Genomic DNA, 21,161 nt, shown 5'->3' on the forward strand with positions numbered 1-21,161 from the left:
TGCTTAGGTTCATCGAAGCATGATTTTTTTTAGAACAGGAACCAGATCATCGCAACTGCGGCTGCAGTCATCAAAATAAAAGTAAGTAATCCTAATGTATTAGAGAGAGAAGTATTCGTGTATTCTTTCATGACCTTCTTGTTATTGCCAATATGCATTATCATGATGATCATAACCGGAGCGGTTACCCCATATAATATAGCGGTATATAATAATGCCTTCATGGGGCTAATTCCTATTACTTCCAACCCTAAACCCACAATCAACGAAATCACTACCGAAAGATAGAAAGGCTTGGCCTGGGAGAATTTCTTATCTAATCCTGCCTCCCAACCAAAAGTTTCGGCCAGCATATACGACTGAGAACCCGCCAATACCGGTATAGCCAACAAACCCGTGCCTAATACCCCGGAGGCGAAAATCAGGTAGGTAAGCTTACCAGCCAAAGGCTCCAAAGCCCTCGCAGCTTCATCTACCGTATTGATATTTGTTATCCCCGCCGGAAATAATACACTGCCCGTAGTAAGTATAATAAAAAACATTACCAGGTTAGAAAAGAACATCCCCGAGTTAACATCCGTTTTCATATCGCTCATCAACTGCTTATCTACCACAATGCCCTTGCGGCTATCTTCGGCCTCCATCGTTGCCTGCCAGAAAAATAAATAGGGCGAAATAGTAGTACCTAAAATGGCTACGATGATGGCCCAGAAATCTTTGTTCCACTGAATTTGCGGCACAAATGTATTAAACGCCACATTCTTCCAATTTATCGTTAAAATAAACGGTACCACAACGTATAGCAACAAGGATATACATAGCCACTTCAGGATTGTAGCTATTTTCCTGTAAGGATACTGAATGATTACATACATCATAGCTGCTGTAATGCCCACACAAAATACCCAAACCGGCACCGATGGCACTATCATATGACATACCGCCCCCATGCCCTGAATATCGGCTCCAATATTTAATGTAATAGCCGGAAAACTAAACAACAGCATGATATATAGTACAGGCCTGGGATAATGGCGTTTCAACGTTACCGTTAGCCCCTGCGAAGTTACCAGCCCTATTCTTGCACACATCCCCTGTATTGCCGCCATCAGCGGAAAAGTTAATAATGCAGTCCATAAAGTGAGGAAACCAAATTGCGCACCTGCCTGAGAATAGGTGGCAATCCCGGAAGGATCGTCGTCGCTTGCTCCGGTAATAAGACCCGGGCCCAGTTTTTTGAAGAAACCACGCATCCTTTAAGATAAGGTATTTTTCATTCTCCATGAATATTTGTCAATTTGTTATTGGTTTGTTAATCCGTTCAATCAGGGGTATTCTATTTACAATTCGTATGTCGATTTACTACTACATTAGCCACCTAACATGCACATATGAAACCATCAACTCTCATCCATTGGAAGAGCCAGATTGAACTTGCGATCGCAATTACCCACGACGACCCATATGGTTCGCTTAACCTTAAAAAAGTAGCCGCGCTACTTAATGAAGCCGAGGATAATTTCGGTCACAAATTTTCTCTCTTCCAAGGAGAATCATTTACAACCTATAACAGACGTAGGCGAGTAGAAGCCGCTGCCGGAGAACTAAGGCATAGCGGATATACTATTACAGATATTGCCGACAGATGGGGTTATACCAAAGCCAGTTTCACCAGGGCATTTCGTGACCTATATAATGAAACTCCCTCCTCCTTCAGAGACAAAAAATACATCTGGAATGAAGAACATACTTTATACAGAACCCAAATCATTACCTCCCCACATCAACACTATCTGAATAGTATGATCTTTAATCCGGATAATACAATCGACATTCAACTCCCCCACAGCGTACTTTATTACAATATTCTGCCCGGGGAAGGCGATCCTATTAAAGAACTGATGCACTATTACAAGATGTACCAGCAACAACATCAGGGAATCAAAGATACGCTGATGCTCGACGGAACAAAGGTAATACTAGGTACATTGGATGTAGTTCCCGTAACTCCCTATCACAAAATGAAAATGTATATTGGCATAATGGTTCCTAAATTATACCTCTACGATGCCACACATATACAAATTCAACGGAGCTTCCAGGATCACTTCAGATTACATACCAAACATATGACTGGCGGTCATTTTAAAAAAATGAAAGTACCAATGAGCTATTCACAAGCCGGATTGCCCATGTACCAGTTCATCAATAATTCATGCAGGGAAGGCATATTTAAAATGAGCAGCAATCATTTCTTTATGTCGGCATTTACAGAAAACTCCTGTGAAGTGTATATTCCCTGGCTGAAATACTACTAACTTAACTATGGTAATTACACATCTCGATCATCTGGTTCTCACCGTACACGATGTAGACCAAACCTGTGAGTTCTACTCCAACATCTTAGGCTTTGCAGTTATCACCTTTGGAGATAACCGCAAAGCCCTCCAATTCGGTAATCAAAAAATAAATCTGCATCAATACCGGCACGAAATAGATCCTAAAGCCGCCTATCCTACTCCAGGCTCGGCCGACTTATGCTTTATTGCTGCCACACCAGTAGAAGAAGTACTGAAGGAATTAATGTTGCACAATGTGGAGATGCTGAGTGGGATCGTAGAGAGAACCGGCGCTGTGGGAAAAATTAGATCCGTGTATTTCAGAGATCCGGATGGGAATTTGCTGGAAGTAAGTAATTATGAATAAAAATCAAGAAGGATGCAATACATCCTTCTTGATAATATTTAAGGTTTCAAATTAAACGAAGATAACTTTGTTGGAATCCAGATCTCCATTTCTCCCTGGCCCCTATTGGCCCAGGAGAAGTAGGGAATAGCAGTAACCGTTTGTTTTTCTGTAGTGATAGATTCTCCATCTGCCGCAAGCTTAACTACCGGTACTGTAGCTTTCAGGGTAACAACTCCATTTAATAACCCTGGGTTCATTTCTGCCTTAAACGCAGTTTGCTCGGGTACAATAATATTCTTAACCTGTCCATTATTATCTATATGTTCCAAACAATACACCAATGGTCCTCTTTGCAAAGCAATCCTGTTTTTATTCTCTTTTATTTTATCGATAGCGGCAACCTTTCTAACCTCCATCGGTAAGTTGAGGGTGATTACATCCCCCTTCTTCCAGGTACGGTTAATAACGGCATAGCCTTTATCCATACTATATTCTACATCCTTACCATTCACTTTAATCTTATAGCCATCCGAAATCATATCCTTAAAATAATAAGCAGAACCTGGTGTTACTACATTCTGCGCCCAACCCGGAATCCGAAGGTGCAACGGAAATCGAAAAGTCCGTTTTGGGCTCACCGTTATATTCACATTCCCCTCCCAAGGGTAATTCGTTTGTTGCTGAATATAAACATTATTATTCTTCAACTGAAGATTAGCCGTACTTCCCACGAACAGATTAACCCATATATCCTCATCAGTTTTAGCATACACATAATCTCCTACCGAAGCCACTAACCTGGATATATTGGAAGGACAACAAGCAGTGCCAAACCACTCCGACCTGGAGTGCTGCCCACTGCTCGACAATGGATTGCCATAAAAAAAGCGATCGCCACTCAGCGAAAGTCCATCTAATGCTCCGTTATATAAACTACGCTCCAATACATCTATATACTTAGCATCGCCCGTTAACCCATTCATACGCTGATTCCAAAATACCATCCCCACCGATGCACAGGTTTCGCAATAGGCATGCTCGTTAGGCAAATCATAATTTTCCGTAAACCCTTCGTTATGCCCCGACGAACCAATCCCTCCTGTCAGATACATATTCCTATGTACCACATCTTCCCAAACAGCTTCCATTGCCGTCATATAACCACTATCCTTCAACGCCGCCCCAACATCTGCCGCCCCGGTATACAAATACATAGCCCTTACCGCATGCCCGGTTATCTTTCTCTGCTCCCTCACCGGAACACTATCCTGACAATACGCAGCATTTTTCCAGTCATCCCAAATCACTCCTCTCCCATATTTATGCCCCCTCTGCTGCAAAAACCAATCGGCCAACGTCAGATATTTCTTATTCCCTGTAGCCTTATACAACTTTACCAAAGCCAACTCTATCTCCTCATGCCCCGATACCCAATGCCTGTTCTGCTGCCTGAAAGTAACATCTATATGATCGGCCATCCTTGTAGCCACATCCAACAACTTCGTTTTACCCGTTGTATTATAATACGCCACCGCCGCCTCAAATAAATGACCCGCACAATAATCTTCATGCTTCTCCATATCCGTCCACCTCTTATCTAACCCATTTAGCGTATAAAACGTATTCAAATACCCATCCGGTTGCTGCGCCGCCGCAATCTTATCTATCCACTCATCCGCCGTTTTCTGTAGCTCCGCATCAGGATGGGTTTTTAAACTGTAAGAAATAGCTTCCAATGCCTTGTAAACATCCGAATCATCGAAGTAAATTCCCTCATGCCTCTCTCCCTGCTTCCTGGCCACCTTCTCGAAATTCCTGATCCTCGGAGTTTTAACCTCCGTCTGGTATATACATACCGGCAAAGTAACCCTACTAACCGTCTGCTGCCTGGGTGACCAGAATTGATCGTTGATCGTTACCTGGGAGAAGTTGACCGGTTGCAGCTGCAAGGATTGTGCGGTGGCTTGAGCTGAGATAAAGAGTAGCCCTATTATGAGTTTGTGCATTGGCAAAGTTTCTATCGTGACTGGGTAAGATAGAAAATTTTTGCTGTTATTTATTCTACTTTACGTAGGAAGTTTTTGAAACCACAATAACCTGGTACCGTAGTATATGTCCATAAATAGGTACCCCCAGTTACATAGCCACTTCCCAAAAATTGTGTACAAATTGTAGTATTAAATAATGCTGGAATATATACATTAAAAGTACCGGAACCTTTGTATGCTAATGCTCCTCCGGTTATAGCTAGAACAGCGGCAGATACTAAGGCGAATTTTGCTTTCTTCATAGATTATAGGCGCCTTTATGGAAAAGGCTAAATTTAAATGGTATGATCGGGTTAAATCTAAAAGATTGTAGTGCAAGTCGCTTGCATCTGGTTTTAATATTTAAAAGTGAAGAATTTCTGCAGTAGCTATTAGTATCTTAATCTTATGAAGAAAGTAGCTTTAATATTCTTAATTATTAGTTGCGTTGCAGCTGCGTTGCCAACGATTTATTATATGCCGGCTAAGGAGCATGGTGTATGCACCGTGCGAACTGTAATTTACTATAGTATTTCGCCTGATACATTTGTAAATAGACCGGAGTTGAAAAGGATTAGGTTGGCTACGGAGCCTGGAGAGTGTAGGGAGTATGTGGTTTATGATTGAGATCTAGCATTAAGTGTTTAGGATAAAAATTATTTCTGGCATGCTCTTTTTAAATTTGTAGCTTACCAGCAGGCACTCCAAATACATAGCCCTTACCGCATGCCCTGTTATCTTTCTTTGCTCCCTCACCGGAACACTATCCTGACAATACGCAGCATTTTTCCAGTCATCCCAAATCACTCCTCTCCCATATTTATGCCCCCTCTGCTGCAAAAACTAATCGGCCAACGTCAGATACTTCTTATTCCCCGTAGCCTTATACAACTTTACCAACGCCAGCTCTATCTCCTCATGCCCCGATACCCAATGCCTGTTCTGCTGCCTGAAAGTTACATCTATATGATCGGCCATCCTGGTACCCACATCCAACAACTTCGTTTTACCCGTTGTATTATAATACGCCACCGCCGCCTCAAATAAACGCCCCGCACAATAATCTTCGTGCTTCTCCATATCCGTCCACCTTTTATCTAACCCATTCAGCGTATAAAACGTATTTAAATAACCATCCGGCTGCTGCGCCGCCGCAATCTTATCGATCCACTCATCCGCCGTTTTCTGTAGCTCCGCATCAGGATGAGTTTTTAAACTGTAAGAAATAGCTTCCAATGCCTTGTAAACATCCGAATCATCGAAATAAATTCCCTCATGCCTCTCGCCCTGCTTCCTCGCCACCTTCTCGAAATTCCTGATCCTCGGAGTTTTAACCTCCGTCTGGTATATACAAACCGGCAAAGTAACCTTGCTAACCGTCTGCTGCCTGGGTGACCAAAACTGATCGGAGATCGTTACCTGGGAGAAGTTGACCGGTTGCAGCTGCAGGGATTGTGCGGTGGATTGAGCTGAGATGACGAGTAGCCCAATTATGAGTTTGTGCATTAGCAAAGTTTCTATCGTGACAGGTAAGATAGAAAATTTATTTCAAATTCGAAGACAAGCCGTCTAAAAAGAAGAGACGCCTTTTTCTTTATGTACATCTCTTATCAATAAGATTTATTGATTTTCATTTTGATATTTATTAATTTAGTTTGATTTAAGCTATCTTTTTTCTAAAATTATGCGCTAAAGCCAGTAATGCAGCTTCGATGACTACTTAGTGCATTCCTTTTAGCATAAAATATGAGTTGAAATACTTGTTGTAATCGTTCACCTCGGAACCTATTGATTGTGTTATAATCAGGCTTACTCATCCCACTACGCCACATAAAATGTATATTCTGCCTTAGTGACTCTCCTATTTTACGGCTGCAGTATATATTATTTATAAGCATAAATAAGAACCTTCAGCAACATCCTTGGATGATAGCTACTAGTTCCTACTGCTTTATATCTATGCAATAGTTGGCTGATATCTATCCTTTCAAGTACATCATCTATAACTCGCACTGGATGATGCGTTGCTATCATATCACCTATCTCTGGGGGAAAAGCATCGCCTGATGCTACCCATCGGCTTTAAAGACTACTGAAAGTGTTTTTCCTTTGGGCATACTATAGAAACGAAAAAAAACAATCCCAGGATTTTCCAAACAAAAAGAAGGTGTCCTTTTGAGACACCCTCTCTTCGATGAAAATTGGAAAATCCGTTTACTCCATTCTGCTGATAGATATTTTCTGGCAGGGGCCAGGCGTTTCAATTGCACAAGTAGTTAATGAACCAACTCCTGTAACATACATACCTGCATATGCACCACATATGCTAGCTGTTGAAGTAATTTTTTTATAGACTGTAGGATCGGAAGGTGATTTATAAGCAATCGCACCGCCAATAATAGCAATGGTTGCAGATGATGATAAAATGAATTTTGCTTTTTTCATACAACTATTTTTAAGGTAAAAAATAATAACAATATTTCTATTATTTTACAATACTTCCTAAAGAATGAAAATAGGTTTTAAAGAGATGATAATATTAAAATTAGCTCTAGTTGATCTACCAGAGTAATCTTTAAGCTTATACTACAGTCCAGTAATTGCAGCCATTCAATTCTAACAAAACTGTCTTCAATCGTCTTCCACATTATCTCATTCGAATATTTTAAGATAGTCTCTTTTGTCAGGATAACGAGTAAATTGTAACTCTTCTACTAATCATGGCCTCTATTTAAAACTATGGGCTATTTATTATTCTACTTTGTGAAGAAAATTTCTAAGACCACAATAATCGGGGCGTGTGTTATATGTCCAGAAATAGGTTCCCCCAGTGATATAACCACTCCCTAAAAATTGAGTACAAACTGTTGGATTAAATAATGCCGGAATATAAATATTAAAAGTAACAGAACCTTTATAAGCTATTGCTCCGCCAGCAATGGCTAGAACAAAGGCAGATGCCAAGGCAAATTTTGCTTTCTTCACGGCTATAGGTGCCTTTATAAAAAAGGCTAAATCTAGATGGTTAATATAAAGATAACCAGATCTATTGACTTCTCCGTCGTTTCAAAGGAGAAAAAGTTTAAATAATCGAAAGTTTGAAGTAAATATTTCTTGAATATAGCTTGGTCAAATTTATATTAATAGAGTGCAATTCACTTGCAATTACTAATCTATAAAGAATGGCCAATTTGCAACTCTTCAGTTATTTTCTAAGTTGAAGAATCACAGCAGTAGTCTGTAGTATTTTAACATTATGAAAAATGTAGCTTTAATATTTCTAATTATTAGTGGTATTGCTTCTGCATTGCCAACAATTTATTATATGCCGGCTAAAGAAAATGGTGCGTGCACAGTACAAACCTTAGTGTACTATAGTATTGCACCTGATACTTTCACCAATAGACCTGAATTAAAAAGGATTAAATTGGCCACCGAACCAGGGATATGTAAAGAGTATGTGATTTATGATTGAAAATTGACATTATTTATCTTGGAATCCACAAAAATACAATTTTCATTTCGACATAAACGTTTCATATCCAGCATTCCATCGTGTTATTTTCGAGCTCCAGAATCGTCCGCTGTTACTAGGTATCAGTATTATAAAAATATAGTTCCTTTCTGTAACCCTTAGATTATTTTTCATAATGAAATTCTTGAAAACGAAAATTAGGAAAATTGTATCCCCTCAATTTAGGATTCCCATAGGGATACATTTCTTAATCAAATCCTTCATCTAATTGAAAAGTCAAAAAATATCGATTGTCAGTGTCCATAAAAAAATCCAATTGTAGATTTTTGCTAGAAAAGCTAATCAAAATCTATAATTGTGAAATACCCTGATTTTTAATTAGATAACTTGAATGCATTTAGATTGGTAAAGCAAAAATTAGCCTTGACAACCTATTATGAAGGATGATATGTCGCCATTCTTGATGCATTTCCCATTATATTAATTTTAACTCACCATTCTAATTAATTTATCATTTTACATGGGCTTGAGATATTAATTTCTGTCTATTGTCAATATTGACAATTCCCACTAGGTGATTAATGATCCAATTGTTTGATAACTCGTTTGAATGTCAAACTTATCAATAGCTGTATTCAGTACTCCTAGGTTGTATTTTCTACGAAATTTAAAGGATCACCACGGTACACAATTAGCTGATCTCTAAAGATTATCAGCATATACGTCGTGAAGACAGACACATGAATATTTTAAATTTGCAAGCAGATTGATATAGAATATATGCTCACTTGCCATGTGCAGATATTACAGTAGGTAATTATATACAATACGCACCTTTATAGTTTTATGAATAAAGAAGCCTGTCATTTTTCGACAGGCTTTAATTTTATTTGAGAATTTTTGCGATGGCCGTTTTTTGGTGTTCATCGTTTAGCTTGAACCACAAAACAGCTTTCATCACATCTTGATCTTCAAAGTAGTCTTTCGTAGACCAATTAAGTAGAAAATCTAACGCTAAGTTCATGTCGCTTGCCTCTTTCGGTGTGAGTTTTTGTTTAACCCCATTGAATACAGATTTAGCGTTCATTGTCGCCCGGTTCGCTTCATTTAGGAATAAAGCAATCTTTTCTGGATCAGAGTACTTCATGGCGGATTTTATCATTGATTGCGCCGTTATATATTGATCGTAAAAAGATAGCCCCTTAGCGTTTTGAGCAAATGAAAGGGAACATACTAGCAATAGTACAGGAACAATAGAAAAAACCTTTTTCATTTAAATTGTTAGTTTTCTTCACTGCCCCGCGTGAAGGGGTTACAAAAAATTAGCGTGGGGCATTTAGCTAATGGTAAGAAGGTACTGGTATACCTATGGCCCAAATAACTAAAGCCCACGCATTGCGTGAGCGTTAAGTCTATTTAGTGGGCCGTTTGAAAGATTACCAGTTTTTCTTACCCGAAATAGCTAACCGCTAATATTTTCTATATGTTAAATTACTTTTCGTCCTTTTTGTCTTCTTCCTTATCGTCCTCCTTTTTCTTTGGTTTTTTCTTTATTGGCGGAGTATTTAATGCCAATAAAAGCAAAGTGTCGAACGACTGATTGTTTGTTATTATAACATCAGGCATGTTTTTTACTTCTTTCTTCTTTGGCTTTTTGCCCATAATTCACTGATTTTCAAATAAACACGTATACTCCTTTTGCAGCCTTTCAGCCGGAAAAAACAAAAATAGCATAATTAACCGTATTTGAAAATTCCTACGTATCGGGAAAATAGCCAGTTATGTCAATATTTTTTACCCTTATTTTGGAACATTTCAAAAGTTCCGTAAATCGTACCTCAATACACTTTTTCCGCGTGTTATACTTAAACTCAAACTCTCCGCAATAGTTATCTAAATATTTCCGACTAGGGCGATGATAAATGCCCCGGATTGATCTTTTCAATAGTGACCATGCCCCTTCTAATGAATTTACATGGGCATCGCCGTTTACATACTCTTTTATTCCGTGCTGTACTACTTTATGGATGTAAAACTTGTTTAACCCGTTATACGCCCTAAATTCATCTGACATTATTGTACTACCTCTTACAACATTCCCGCAAATTAATCCCTTTAATGTTTTTCCGTTTACTTTCCCTACCGGCATGATTCGTAACGTTCCATTTCGTTCTAACATACCAAAAACAGGTGTTTTATGTTCTGCACCGCGACCGCGTTTAGAACCTCTCCGTTTCCCTCCTACATAAGTTTCATCTACTTCTACAACTCCCCGTAACTTTTTTAAAACGGCCTTGTTGTTTAACATCTCTCTAATCTTATGTGCAAGGTACCAAGCGGATTTCTGCGTTATTTTCAATTCTCGCGCTAATTGCAAAGAAGAAATACCCTTTTTATTCGATGATAATAGGTACATAGCAAGAAACCATTTTCGAATTGGTAAGTTACTACTTTCAAATATAGTTCCCGTAGTCACGCGGAATTGCCTTTTGCATTCTACACATTTATATACAGGTCTGCTTTGATATTCGTAAATTTTCGTGCTTTTGCAGTGTGGACATTCCGGAACACCTTTCCACCTCAACTGTTTCAAATACTCTCTACAATCTTCATCGTCCTTAAACTGATCTAAAAACTCTATTAAAGAGGTAAATTTTTGCGTCAAATTATAGCCGATTTATACAATAAAAATACGCAAAAGTCAGGGTATTTCAAAGACAGTGTAAGGGTTTAAACATTTGATATTCATTTAATTATCATAGTTATTAAAACAATGGTCTATAAAACGATTAAAAACCTCATCCCCCATCCCCTTTTTTAAATCATCAAATGATATTTTTTTGTCATTTGATATTGGGAAAGTAATAGAAAGTAATTTGGCATCTTTATTCGTATTCAGCCAATAGGCTGTATCTCCCATTACGCTGCCAGATTTCTCAAACTTCTGCATTTGTAAATATGCCTCAACTATCTCTATATCTGCGTATAGACTTATAAGTTTATTCATTTCAGGAACCACTATTTTTACTTTCGTGGCCTTTAAAAATACATAATTTTCAAGGTTAAATTTTGTCGTAAATATAGAAATTAGGCTCCCTTCCCCAAATAAGGGGGTAGGACGCAACAAATTATCTTTATGTACCCAACCTATTCCTTTTAGGTATTCGTTAATTACGCGGCTATCCAACAGTTTGTGAAGCTCTTGGATATAATAATTTCGAAACGAGAAATTTATGCTTTCGGGGTCTATGCTCTCTAAGTGTAGACCAATTTCTGGGCAATATATACCAATATTGTTGTCCTGTTTATTCCGATAGTATATAAAATTTGCGTTGATTATCATAGCTCGTAAATTAAAAAGCACACCAATTACGATGTGCCTTAGTTTATAAATATTTTGTAAATTTTAGTTTACTCCGTCGTTAGGTGCGGATAGTATATAATTGCGTTACAGTATTTTACTGATAAGCTCATTCCTGCAGTAAGATTATTGATGCACAGAGTAATAGCAAATAACTACTATCTTTTGCATTAAAGGAGATACCAACGTTATATACTATAAAATAACCATTCAGGGCGGGATAATTGAGAAGCGCAAATAAAGTACCATTGGATTTTGCTATCCTAAATCATTTAGGTGAATGGATGTAAAAGGAATAATTATTACTCAATCCTCAAATCTCTTATTATACAAATGTTTGCCTATAGCAAAAAAAATATAATAAATTAAGCATATATCCTCAAACTAGTAACTTAATGATCGATAATAACGCGATAGTAAACTGATCTAGCCTATTTTTACGGACACTAAGTTAAGTTTGCAAATCTTAATTTGGATCATAGGTCACAGAGAAAGACTTACAATAAAGGATTTAAAGAAGAAGCCGTAAGTCTGGTAATAGATTCTGGAGTAACGCAGATGGCACATGACTTATGTATCCATCAGAATATGATGTATATATCAAAGTGTCAATAACTGGACAGAATCCAGTAGTGCTAAATAAAGTATATACCTTAAGGAAAATACAAACTAAAAAAACATATCAGTTCTGAAACTTCTCAAGGGAGTAAGACTCTACTGCATTTTAGTTGCAATGAATTTATTGAAATTGTAAATTCAGTAAATCTATTGCATGAAAATTCCTTACTTAATTTTTTTAGCACTAATATATATAAATGTAAAGGTTCAAGGACAACAAATAATAACTGGGCATATAATCGATAACGAAACACTAATTCCTTTACCTGGTGCATCTATTCAATTTTATAGATCAATAGATTCTGTAAGGATAAAAATAACAAGTACCGATTCAAATGGTAAATTTCACATTGATAGTGTTCCTGCATTTCAATTATACATATTGGTAAGTTATTTAGGTTATGAGAACAAAATGATCGAAATTTCAAACAACAAATATCCATCTTTGATTGCTTTAAAGAGACTCCAATATAATCTTAGTGAGATAAAAATAATAGGACAAAAAAATCCAATTACTGCTCAAAAAGACACAATATCTTTTGATCCAACTTTTTACAAACTTAATGAAGAGGCAAATCTTGCCTCTATTTTAAAGAAGTTCCCTGGATTTAGGTTCTCTAGTGATGGGCAAGTTACTTATTATGGAAAAAACATTGATAAAATAATGATCAACAACCATGTGTATTTCGGTAATGATATCAAGACTGCCTTAAAAAACATATCGGCTGATTTAATAAGTAAAATTCAATTAATAAACAAATACACAAGTGAATTACCTTCTTCCGAAGACTTAACAGAACCGGAAAAGATATTAAACATTGAAATAAAGAACAATAAAAGGAATAAATTTCTAGGAGATGTTAAAGGCTCAATTGGAGAAAAAGGTAGATTTAGTTCACAGCTACAAATTAATAGATTTGGGGTAAAAAATAATTTAACTCTCTTTATATCAGGTAATAACTTAAATGGGTACCTAGACGGTAATTATAATAGTGGACAACTAATAAGGAATTGGGAAGGTGGAGTTGGTTCTGGAGGAAGCTTAAGCCAAAAGACAAAGCTTGATTTCAATTATAAATATGGTAATACTTTAACAAAATCTGATCAAAAGGTTAATAGAGAATATTTATTCAATGATAGTAGCTATTTTTATAACCAAGAAATTAAACAAAACGGAAACATACAATATAATTTAGCAAACCTTCAATTTCAATACACTCTTGATTCTACAACTGAAATTTCCATTGTAAATAGTACCAACATTGAAAAAAAACAGCAAGCTAACAACACTACTTATCAATCATTAACTTCTGAGCTGAATGTCGTCAATTCAGGTTCTTTGTTTAGTAATAATACAAGCACCAAATATTCATTATTAAACTTTATTAGCTTAAATAAAAAGTTTAATAAACTAGGAAGAACAGCAACATTTGTGTATTCGTATGAAACAAGTAAAGGTAAATTAAACAATTACAGTATCACAGACAATATAATAATAGACTCTTACGAAAAGAAAACAAACCTAAAAACTAATCAATTCTCGTTAGATCATAGTTCATTAGAGAAAATCCACATAAACTTCAACTTCAACGAACCACTAAACAAATCAATCAACCTAACTATATACGGAGGATTAAATTTCGATAACAGTCCTACATTAAAAAATACATTTAATTATGATTCGATCACAAATTCTTATAAAAACATTGATGACAGCCTTAGTATATCATTGAAAAACAGATCTAAATCCCAATACTTTAGTTTATATTTCAAAGGTGTTCTCAACAAATTAGCTTTTACTTTTGCAGCCAGATATATATCTATTAACATGACATCCTTAACAAAAAAATCAAATCTTAAATCTCAATACTCAATTCTTACCCCATCTGGACTCATAAAATATAATTTCAATAACTTCAAATCAATTGCTATTAATTATGACGGAGGGTCTACTATCCCATCCTTTTCTCAGCTAAATCCAATTCCTGACAATTCAAACCCAACTTTAAAAAGAGAAGGAAATCCTAATTTAAAAGTTGGATTTAGTAACAATTTCAAAGTATCATACTCATTTCAGGATTTCTCACAACAAAAGGCCACAATTATTTCCTGGGATGTTTCATTGAAGAACAATCAAATAGTTGAAGGAAATTGGATTACAAACTCAGGTAATCAAATTATTGTTCCTTACAATGTAGATGGAATTCAAAATTATTCACTAAATATTATTAATAGTATTCCAATTAAGAAAAATATTGCTCAATTAGAGTCTTCATCCAAAATTCAGTATAGCATCAATGCATTCATTATAAATAACTATAAAGAATCTAATAAAAGCATTTCATTCGATCACAATACGAATATAAAAGTCTTTATTGAGAAAAAAGCTGACCTAAATATTGATGGTAGTATTCAATATTCCCATATCACAAGGGAGAATCAATCAGGAATTTCAACAAACCTATTAGCCTACAATATAAATATGGAGAATAATATATTTCTACCATTAAATTTATTTTTAAACAGCGGATTTTACTATTCCAATCTCAACAATGGGAACAGCAATATCCATACATTCACAACAAACCTTTCGATTTCTAAAGAAAAATTATATAACAATCATTTAATCTTAAAACTACAAATTTTTGACCTTTTCAACCAAAATACCGGAAATAAAAGAAATATTGGTATAAATTATGTTGAAAATATAAATTCAGTTACATTTGGCCGAATGATATTAGTTAACTGCATTTTAAAAATGCGCTGAAAAACATTTACAAACATTTTAAGTTCAGTTACAATAAGTCCTCATATTTCTTTTCCAATTGTAATACCCTTAATTTTTCCGACAAAAATTCTGCACTGATACCCCACTTTCAACTTGCTTCAACGCAAACACAATTTGTGCTTCTCTGAATTTGGATTTTCTCATGTCAATTCCCTCTTTTTAAAATTATAAACAATTGCTTTTTTCTCTAGTTTAATTTTTGGTCAAAACGTCAAATACTCTTAAAAATTAATTTTACTGAGTGTTTATAGCACTTTATATGTCTAAATTTACAATTAGATTTATTCTGTATCAACTAAAGTACTTGAGCATTAATTCTCAACATGCGTACATAACTAAATTCCTTTGATATATTTACATAGATAATATTTCTAGATACTTTATTCCAAATTCTAATATTTAATCTAATTATTGCGCAATGAGATGGTGTATACCCATCAATGGAAAAGCCGAAAACCATCATAATAGAGTAGGCAAAATTTTATCCTCTTAAATTTAGCCTTTTAATAAAGGTATTCGTTATGAAACAAGCAAAATTTGCGTTAGCAGCTACAACTGTTCTAGCAATTATTGGTGGAGCAATTGCATTTAAAGGTGAAACTACAAAAACTATTTACACAAAAGCAAACAATGCTACTACTTACTGTAGCGTACTTTTGGGCACTGGATTTATTACAGGTGTCGGTACTATGTATTCCTTTGCCTCAGTAGTAGCGGGTTCATGTAATTATAAATTGTTTATATCAAAGCTAGAATAGTGATTTATTCTCTATTAATATTAAGAAAGAACTAGTTTAGTACACTAGTTCTTTCTCTGTCACCTCCACAACTTTTATTTTGTTTGTAGATCCAACTTCAATTTTTCTAAAACCGATTTTTTAAACTGTAAAAATGATAGACGATAGAAATGATAGTTAATGTAATATTATTGTACTTAAACTTTATGCTTTTGTAGTTAAAGGCATTTATTATTATGAAATATTCAAAAATATTATTATTCACCACTACAGTTGTTTCAATTATTGGTGGGGCAATAGCTTTTAAAATGCCCGGATCACCTAATATTTATACAAGAAATCTTTACACAACTACGAGGTGCGATCAATTCTTAGGAGCAGGATACTCAGTTGGAATTGGTTACTTGTATACATTTTCTACAAATCCAGGGGCATGTATTTATCGAAGAAGCATTTCGAGATTAGAATAGTATATGTAAGAAAAACTATGAGAAAATAGACTCATAATATTAACGTTTCAAATAGAATTCGACTATTTAGTTTCCAAGTCACACATCTTGCGCGCATCATTCACCCCATACCAGCATGCTTTGTCTTCAAATTGTAAACAGTAGTCTCACTAAAACCAAGTTCAGAGCTAATTTCTTTAGTAGAGTTAGCTCTCTCCTGATTCAGGATTGTTAATTCTCTTTTTAGGTTAAAGTTCAATTTGGTGACTTTCTTCTATGATTAGACTATCTCCAGAATTAAATATTGTTTTTCGAAACTCATAGTTAATCTGTATAGAAAAGAGTTAATCCATTTTTTAAGATCAACTCTTTTCTATTACATGGAGACTAATTCACTTATTATCTATTTATTCTTGTTTGGAGATATAATATTTAAAAGAACAAATACCTGGAACTGTAGCAAATGAAGTGAGAACACCCAGTCCAGTAATATATCCAGTTCCAGATAATTTAGTACAGCTTATTATGGTATTACTAACTTTCGTATAAATGGTTGTTGTACCATCACCTCTCAATGCTGTTACTCCACCAACAACAGCAAGAACGGTAGTTGCTACCAATGCAAATTTGGCCTGTTTCATAATTATGAATGCCTTTTTCAAAAAAGGCTAAATTTATTAGGTAAATTGCCTACTCTTTTATAATGGTTTTCGGCATCTCCATATTTTAAGTCGACCTATCAAATCTCGTAATAGACTAAAATATTTATTTGTTAAATATGTAAAGAGAATAAATTATACCCAGCTAAAAATAATACAAGTGTATTGACCTATAGTTCTGGACATTGAGTTTATATTATTAAAGTTGCAATCTGATTGCTAAATTCAAATTCTGTTCAGTAATATTTAGCTCAATGGTGAGTATTGTTCCTCCTTATTAGACCATTTTTTTATGTACTAAATATTTCGATTTGCCTGTATTACATAATCAAAACTTCTTGAAGATGAACTAATTTGCACTTTAACGATGAAATGTAGCTTTCCATCACTACATATTCTCAACAATTTCCCTTTCGGTTCATACTGCTTTTAATTTAAGCACATATTACGAGCATATTGATTAAGAATAATAGCCTATAAACCCATAGATCATAATGATGAATTACCCCTTCCGGTGGCTATCTGGAGGATATCGCCATTTTCAATGCCCATAGAATCATTTTGTCTTTATTTGTGGAACTGTTACACTGTGGAAGAAAAGATTGAATTTAACAGCTAGGTAAGGCCATCTGCCACAGATTAGGATGTATGTAATATAGCTAACCTCTATATGATGATTATACAGGTATAAAAGTCTTTATTAAGTGGATTCTCCAAGACAAGAAGGGTCATGAAGAGCATGAGTCGTATCTTTTATCAAAAATCTTCAAATCTAATTGTATCATGATATCACACTACTACTTCTCATACTTTATATGTTATAGGTCTTAATCTCTTTGTAGATTCTGCGGCTAATATATATTATTCCTCACCATAGTAAAAAGTATTTACCATAGTTAAACGTCTACGATGTGCTACTCTTTTTAGGTTTACTATACGTATCTTTCATTTATGTACTAGTACGACATTTCAATACTCGACATAATACCGCTGTTTTGAATTGCTCCCCAAATTTTGCACTCACTGTATATCTTTTCTAAAAAGATTTAGAAAGGTATCCGCCGTCATTTTTTGTATTTCAACTTCTCCTTTTAAACTTGTATTTTTCCTCTTAGAGTTTAGACATCTCTGGATATGTAACTAAACAGTAAAAGAAGATAAGCTATAGCAAAAGAGCTGATCTTAAATAAGACCAGCCCTTCATTGTAAAATACTACTCTTGTTTTGAAATTAATACCTTATTTACACATGGTCCAGCAACATTACTTGCAAATGAATACAGTGTGCCTGCACCTGAAATATATCCAGTACCTAAATATACTGTACAACTAGTAGCAGTAGGTGTGGCCTTTGTGTAAATGGTTCTTGATGTTTCACCTTTAAATGCAACTGCTCCACCAATAACTGCGAGAACAGCTGTAGCTGCTAATGCGAATTTTGCTTGTTTCATAACAATTATCGCCTTTATATAAAAGGCTAAATTAATAGGATAAAAATATGGCCTACTCTTTTATAATGGTTTTCGGCTTCTCCATTGATAGAGTACTATCTATCATTATTGCGCAATAACTTAATACCAATGATGATACATCACATTATTCATAGAGTTAGGAATAATTTCCTAAATTGTATAAATAATTAAAATCAGTTCTAAATAATAGAAGAAAACCATTACATAATTTGATTACTAATAATACAATCTCTACTTAATGCATTAGGGAATTAAAAATTATATATTCTAAAAATAACCTAATCAGATTGTATAAATAATCAGTGAGATATAGTGTATACAATAACAAATATTTATTATTCTAACCTATTAATATAACCTCGTCGGTCACATATACCAGGAACATCAACACAGAATGTGTATGTTGTAGCTCCTATAGCAGCAGTTGTATAATAGCCAGGCAAAATGCTGTTACAATAGGGAGATGTTACAGTGGTCTTGGTATAGATCATATATGATCCAGGAAATTTATAACCAATAGCTCCTCCAATAATAGTTAGAACACTAATAAGTACTAACGAAAGTTTAGCTTTTAACATAATTTAAAAATCTTTTATACAAAAAAGGATAAAATTAGTTTATAGTAGCCTAATCGTTTCTAATGATTTTCAGTAGCCCATTATTTCAAACTGCGGTACTCTTTACATTTCTTTCTTAATACTATGAGTGAAAAAATTTCTAATATTAAACTAATCTCGCTTTTACAGTTTGAATAATAACTCAAATTTATAACTAGATGGTGCTATAGGCATTCAGTCGATGAAAAAGATTACTATAAACTAAACAAAGTTTTTAAATCAATTTGAAAACATCAAAGTATTGATTTTAGCATATTTTGATGGACACTAAGTTAAGTTTGAAAATCTTCAGTATTTATGCCAAAGAGGAAGACGTACAACATATAATCAAAGAAAGAAGTCTTACGTCTGGTAGCAGAATCCGGAGTAACGTAGGTGGTTCATGACTATGGTATTCATCCAAATATTTTTTAAAAGGAAACATCAATCTGAGGGAATCACTGTTAAAAATTGCGTTGGTTTATTGTGTGTTCAAACAAACTTAAGGATTAGAGTTAAAAAGACGACCCTTTGGAGATTTTGGTTGATCAAATTATATCCTTACTTGATGAATTTAGTTATGAAAATTTAAGTTTGACGAGGTTTTATTATTTCTATGTAATCAGCTGCGACCATTTATAATTGGTGTAAACTCTATTTAAATAAGAAATCGGTTAATAATAATTGTCTCAATTGAAACTATCTCATAAACTGTGTAAATCATAAAATCGGGGATTGTCTCCGATTTTTAACTTTAAAGGATATACAGTTTTATGAAGACAGAAGAATTTTTATCAGATGACTTTCTGAAGCAGTTTAAAACAGCCGATCAGCTAAACGACTTTCTTGCCCAGATTCAGAAGCGAGGCATAGAAAAGATGCTGAAGGGCGAGCTGGATAGCCATTTGGGCTATGACAAGCATGGTGCCAATAGCCGCAATGGCTACCGTAGAAGAAAATTAAGACCAGCTATGGTGAATCAGAGATAAAAGTTTCCAGAGATCGTGATGCCAGTTTCAATCCTATGATCGTTCCTAAACGTGAAGGGATCGCTCAGGGCATAGAAGAGGTAATTGTGTCTTTTTATGCCAAGGGAATGAGTGTGTCCGACATCGAAGATCAAATAAGAGAAGTTTACAAATTTAATGTTTCCACTGCAACGATCAGTCGCATCACCAACCGGGTGGCAGAAGATATTGTGGCCTGGCAAAATCGGCCATTAGAACCTGTTTATCTCATAGTCTGGATGAATGGTATTGTGTTTAAGGTACGGGAGAATAGCAAAGTAGTGAATAAAACCGTTTATATCGCTGTGGGGCTAAAGCAAGATGGCCTCAAGGAGGTTCTGGGGATGTGGCTGAGCAAAAATGAATCTGCTGCTTATTGGATGACTGTACTTACTGATCTAAAGGCGCGTGGTCTGGAAGATATTCTAATAACGGCCACCAATAACCTTAATGGCTTTACACAGACCATCAAATCTGTGTTCCCACAGTCTGCCACTCAGGTTTGTGTCATACATCAGATACGTAACAGTTGCCGCTATGTGGTCTGGAAAGATAAAAAAGAGTTTACCACCGATATGAAGGATGTTTACGCAGCTCCAACCAGACAAGCTGCCATGGGTGCTCTTGATGCCCTGGATGTTAAATGGAGTGCCAAGTATGCATATACCATCAGAAGCTGGCGCGAAAACTGGGAGGAACTCACTGTCTTTTTTGACTTCCCACTGGAGATCAGGCAGTTCAACTACACAACTAATCTCATCGAAAACCTGAACGGGAAAATCAGAAAGTATACTAAAAACAAGCTGTCTTTCCCAAATGATGACGCAGTGTTGAAATCTGTGTATCTGGCTTTACGGGAAGTTTCAAAAAAATGGACCATGCCCATTAGAAACTGGGGCATGATCCTTAATCAGTTCTTAACTATATTTGATAAAAGGGTGAGAATATAATTATCAATTTGACTCCCCGGTTTTAAAGTTTACACACTTAGTGAGACAGTTTCTTTCGGGAGGAGGTTTTGGATGTCTTTTGCTTTTCTTAGATTAAGAAAGCCCCAGTTATTAACTAACGCATGGATTGGGATAATTAATAATCACAGAGCACATCAATTATTGGTATATAAATCTCCCATGGATTTTCTCCTCGGGAACCATAAACAATTTATTTTCCAACCGGTAATAAAGATGATAGATTTGAATAGCCCCCTGATAACCGTTACCATTTAAAAAAAGTTTTCACATGGAATATACTATTTATTATGGTAATCAAACATCTACGATGGGCT

Annotated in this window: 19 protein-coding genes; 6 read left to right on the forward strand and 13 right to left on the reverse strand. The window is 35.3% G+C overall.

Annotated features, from left to right (window positions below; genetic code table 11):
- Nucleotides 1-29 precede the first annotated feature (29 nt).
- Nucleotides 30-1,253, reverse strand: a complete 1,224-nt coding sequence (locus tag DVR12_RS19360) for an NRAMP family divalent metal transporter (RefSeq protein ID WP_116977437.1) — start codon at nt 1,251-1,253, stop codon at nt 30-32.
- A gap of 138 nt (nt 1,254-1,391) precedes the next feature.
- Between DVR12_RS19360 and DVR12_RS19365 the strand changes: the two genes are divergently transcribed.
- Together DVR12_RS19365 and DVR12_RS19370 are read left to right on the forward strand one after the other, a co-directional pair.
- A complete protein-coding gene (locus DVR12_RS19365) occupies nt 1,392-2,318 on the forward strand; it encodes a helix-turn-helix transcriptional regulator (RefSeq protein WP_116977438.1) in 927 nt (308 codons plus the stop codon).
- A 7-nt stretch (nt 2,319-2,325) separates the two neighbouring features.
- Nucleotides 2,326-2,706: a VOC family protein gene (locus DVR12_RS19370; protein WP_116977439.1), complete on the forward strand. Its 381-nt coding sequence runs from the start codon at nt 2,326-2,328 to the stop codon at nt 2,704-2,706.
- A 38-nt stretch (nt 2,707-2,744) separates the two neighbouring features.
- Here DVR12_RS19370 and DVR12_RS19375 read toward each other — a convergent pair whose 3' ends face one another.
- The 10 genes from DVR12_RS19375 to DVR12_RS19420 all read right to left on the reverse strand — a co-directional run bounded on the left by DVR12_RS19375 (nt 2,745) and on the right by DVR12_RS19420 (nt 11,533).
- Nucleotides 2,745-4,694: a glycoside hydrolase family 127 protein gene (locus DVR12_RS19375; RefSeq protein WP_116977440.1), complete on the reverse strand. Its 1,950-nt coding sequence runs from the start codon at nt 4,692-4,694 to the stop codon at nt 2,745-2,747.
- Nucleotides 4,695-4,744: 50 nt separating this feature from the next.
- Entirely contained in the window at nt 4,745-4,978 is a 234-nt protein-coding gene (locus tag DVR12_RS19380; RefSeq protein WP_116977441.1) for a hypothetical protein, read from the reverse strand.
- Between the two features lie 580 nt (nt 4,979-5,558).
- A complete protein-coding gene (locus DVR12_RS19385; protein WP_199417148.1) occupies nt 5,559-6,221 on the reverse strand; it encodes a beta-L-arabinofuranosidase domain-containing protein in 663 nt (220 codons plus the stop codon).
- A 176-nt stretch (nt 6,222-6,397) separates the two neighbouring features.
- Nucleotides 6,398-6,613, reverse strand: coding sequence for a transposase (locus tag DVR12_RS28160; protein WP_116977442.1), 216 nt, complete (start codon nt 6,611-6,613; stop codon nt 6,398-6,400).
- A gap of 316 nt (nt 6,614-6,929) precedes the next feature.
- A complete protein-coding gene (locus DVR12_RS19395) occupies nt 6,930-7,160 on the reverse strand; it encodes a hypothetical protein (protein ID WP_116977443.1) in 231 nt (76 codons plus the stop codon).
- A 306-nt stretch (nt 7,161-7,466) separates the two neighbouring features.
- The gene (locus DVR12_RS19400; RefSeq protein WP_116977444.1) at nt 7,467-7,700 is read right to left on the reverse strand and encodes a hypothetical protein; all 234 of its coding nucleotides are present in this window, start codon (nt 7,698-7,700) and stop codon (nt 7,467-7,469) included.
- A 1,376-nt stretch (nt 7,701-9,076) separates the two neighbouring features.
- Complete coding sequence (locus DVR12_RS19410) at nt 9,077-9,463, reverse strand: hypothetical protein (RefSeq protein WP_116977446.1); 387 nt, start codon at nt 9,461-9,463, stop codon at nt 9,077-9,079.
- Between the two features lie 218 nt (nt 9,464-9,681).
- Nucleotides 9,682-9,852 (reverse strand): hypothetical protein, encoded by a 171-nt coding sequence (locus DVR12_RS27625; RefSeq protein ID WP_158563309.1) that lies wholly within the window; start codon nt 9,850-9,852, stop codon nt 9,682-9,684.
- 94 nt (nt 9,853-9,946) lie between these two features.
- Nucleotides 9,947-10,855 (reverse strand): IS1595 family transposase, encoded by a 909-nt coding sequence (locus tag DVR12_RS19415; RefSeq protein ID WP_116977447.1) that lies wholly within the window; start codon nt 10,853-10,855, stop codon nt 9,947-9,949.
- Nucleotides 10,856-10,939: 84 nt separating this feature from the next.
- Nucleotides 10,940-11,533, reverse strand: coding sequence for a hypothetical protein (locus DVR12_RS19420; protein ID WP_116977448.1), 594 nt, complete (start codon nt 11,531-11,533; stop codon nt 10,940-10,942).
- Nucleotides 11,534-12,323: 790 nt separating this feature from the next.
- Between DVR12_RS19420 and DVR12_RS19425 the strand changes: the two genes are divergently transcribed.
- On the forward strand, nt 12,324-14,936 hold the full coding sequence (locus tag DVR12_RS19425) for an outer membrane beta-barrel protein (protein ID WP_116977449.1): 2,613 nt from the start codon (nt 12,324-12,326) through the stop codon (nt 14,934-14,936).
- A gap of 542 nt (nt 14,937-15,478) precedes the next feature.
- The gene (locus DVR12_RS19430; RefSeq protein WP_116977450.1) at nt 15,479-15,715 is read left to right on the forward strand and encodes a hypothetical protein; all 237 of its coding nucleotides are present in this window, start codon (nt 15,479-15,481) and stop codon (nt 15,713-15,715) included.
- Between the two features lie 835 nt (nt 15,716-16,550).
- Here the strand turns inward: DVR12_RS19430 and DVR12_RS19435 are convergent.
- Nucleotides 16,551-16,784 (reverse strand): hypothetical protein, encoded by a 234-nt coding sequence (locus DVR12_RS19435; protein WP_116977451.1) that lies wholly within the window; start codon nt 16,782-16,784, stop codon nt 16,551-16,553.
- A 1,231-nt stretch (nt 16,785-18,015) separates the two neighbouring features.
- Nucleotides 18,016-18,252, reverse strand: coding sequence for a hypothetical protein (locus DVR12_RS19440; RefSeq protein ID WP_116977452.1), 237 nt, complete (start codon nt 18,250-18,252; stop codon nt 18,016-18,018).
- Nucleotides 18,253-19,642: 1,390 nt separating this feature from the next.
- Here DVR12_RS19440 and DVR12_RS27935 point away from each other — a divergent pair.
- Both DVR12_RS27935 and DVR12_RS19450 read left to right on the forward strand, forming a co-directional pair.
- The gene (locus DVR12_RS27935; RefSeq protein ID WP_233522428.1) at nt 19,643-19,858 is read left to right on the forward strand and encodes a transposase; all 216 of its coding nucleotides are present in this window, start codon (nt 19,643-19,645) and stop codon (nt 19,856-19,858) included.
- Nucleotides 19,855-20,826, forward strand: coding sequence for an IS256 family transposase (locus DVR12_RS19450; protein ID WP_233522430.1), 972 nt, complete (start codon nt 19,855-19,857; stop codon nt 20,824-20,826). The genes DVR12_RS27935 and DVR12_RS19450 overlap by 4 nt, the downstream gene beginning before the upstream one ends.
- The last annotated feature ends 335 nt before the right edge of the window (nt 20,827-21,161 follow it).

Origin of the sequence: Chitinophaga silvatica (assembly GCF_003419895.1) — a bacterium.
GTDB classification, from domain to species: Bacteria; Bacteroidota; Bacteroidia; order Chitinophagales; family Chitinophagaceae; genus Chitinophaga; species Chitinophaga silvatica.

Excerpts from the sequence above, each read along its gene's own strand:
- DVR12_RS19360 (WP_116977437.1), bottom strand. The coding sequence starts at position 1,253 with ATGCGTGGTTTCTTCAAAAAACTGGGCCCGGGTCTTATTACCGGAGCA.
- DVR12_RS19365 (WP_116977438.1), top strand. The coding sequence starts at position 1,392 with ATGAAACCATCAACTCTCATCCATTGGAAGAGCCAGATTGAACTTGCG.
- DVR12_RS19370 (WP_116977439.1), top strand. The coding sequence starts at position 2,326 with ATGGTAATTACACATCTCGATCATCTGGTTCTCACCGTACACGATGTA.
- DVR12_RS19375 (WP_116977440.1), bottom strand. The coding sequence starts at position 4,694 with ATGCACAAACTCATAATAGGGCTACTCTTTATCTCAGCTCAAGCCACC.
- DVR12_RS19380 (WP_116977441.1), bottom strand. The coding sequence starts at position 4,978 with ATGAAGAAAGCAAAATTCGCCTTAGTATCTGCCGCTGTTCTAGCTATA.
- DVR12_RS19385 (WP_199417148.1), bottom strand. The coding sequence starts at position 6,221 with ATGCACAAACTCATAATTGGGCTACTCGTCATCTCAGCTCAATCCACC.
- DVR12_RS28160 (WP_116977442.1), bottom strand. The coding sequence starts at position 6,613 with ATGCTTATAAATAATATATACTGCAGCCGTAAAATAGGAGAGTCACTA.
- DVR12_RS19395 (WP_116977443.1), bottom strand. The coding sequence starts at position 7,160 with ATGAAAAAAGCAAAATTCATTTTATCATCATCTGCAACCATTGCTATT.
- DVR12_RS19410 (WP_116977446.1), bottom strand. The coding sequence starts at position 9,463 with ATGAAAAAGGTTTTTTCTATTGTTCCTGTACTATTGCTAGTATGTTCC.
- DVR12_RS27625 (WP_158563309.1), bottom strand. The coding sequence starts at position 9,852 with ATGGGCAAAAAGCCAAAGAAGAAAGAAGTAAAAAACATGCCTGATGTT.
- DVR12_RS19420 (WP_116977448.1), bottom strand. The coding sequence starts at position 11,533 with ATGATAATCAACGCAAATTTTATATACTATCGGAATAAACAGGACAAC.
- DVR12_RS19425 (WP_116977449.1), top strand. The coding sequence starts at position 12,324 with ATGAAAATTCCTTACTTAATTTTTTTAGCACTAATATATATAAATGTA.
- DVR12_RS19430 (WP_116977450.1), top strand. The coding sequence starts at position 15,479 with ATGAAACAAGCAAAATTTGCGTTAGCAGCTACAACTGTTCTAGCAATT.
- DVR12_RS19435 (WP_116977451.1), bottom strand. The coding sequence starts at position 16,784 with ATGAAACAGGCCAAATTTGCATTGGTAGCAACTACCGTTCTTGCTGTT.
- DVR12_RS19440 (WP_116977452.1), bottom strand. The coding sequence starts at position 18,252 with ATGAAACAAGCAAAATTCGCATTAGCAGCTACAGCTGTTCTCGCAGTT.
- DVR12_RS27935 (WP_233522428.1), top strand. The coding sequence starts at position 19,643 with ATGAAGACAGAAGAATTTTTATCAGATGACTTTCTGAAGCAGTTTAAA.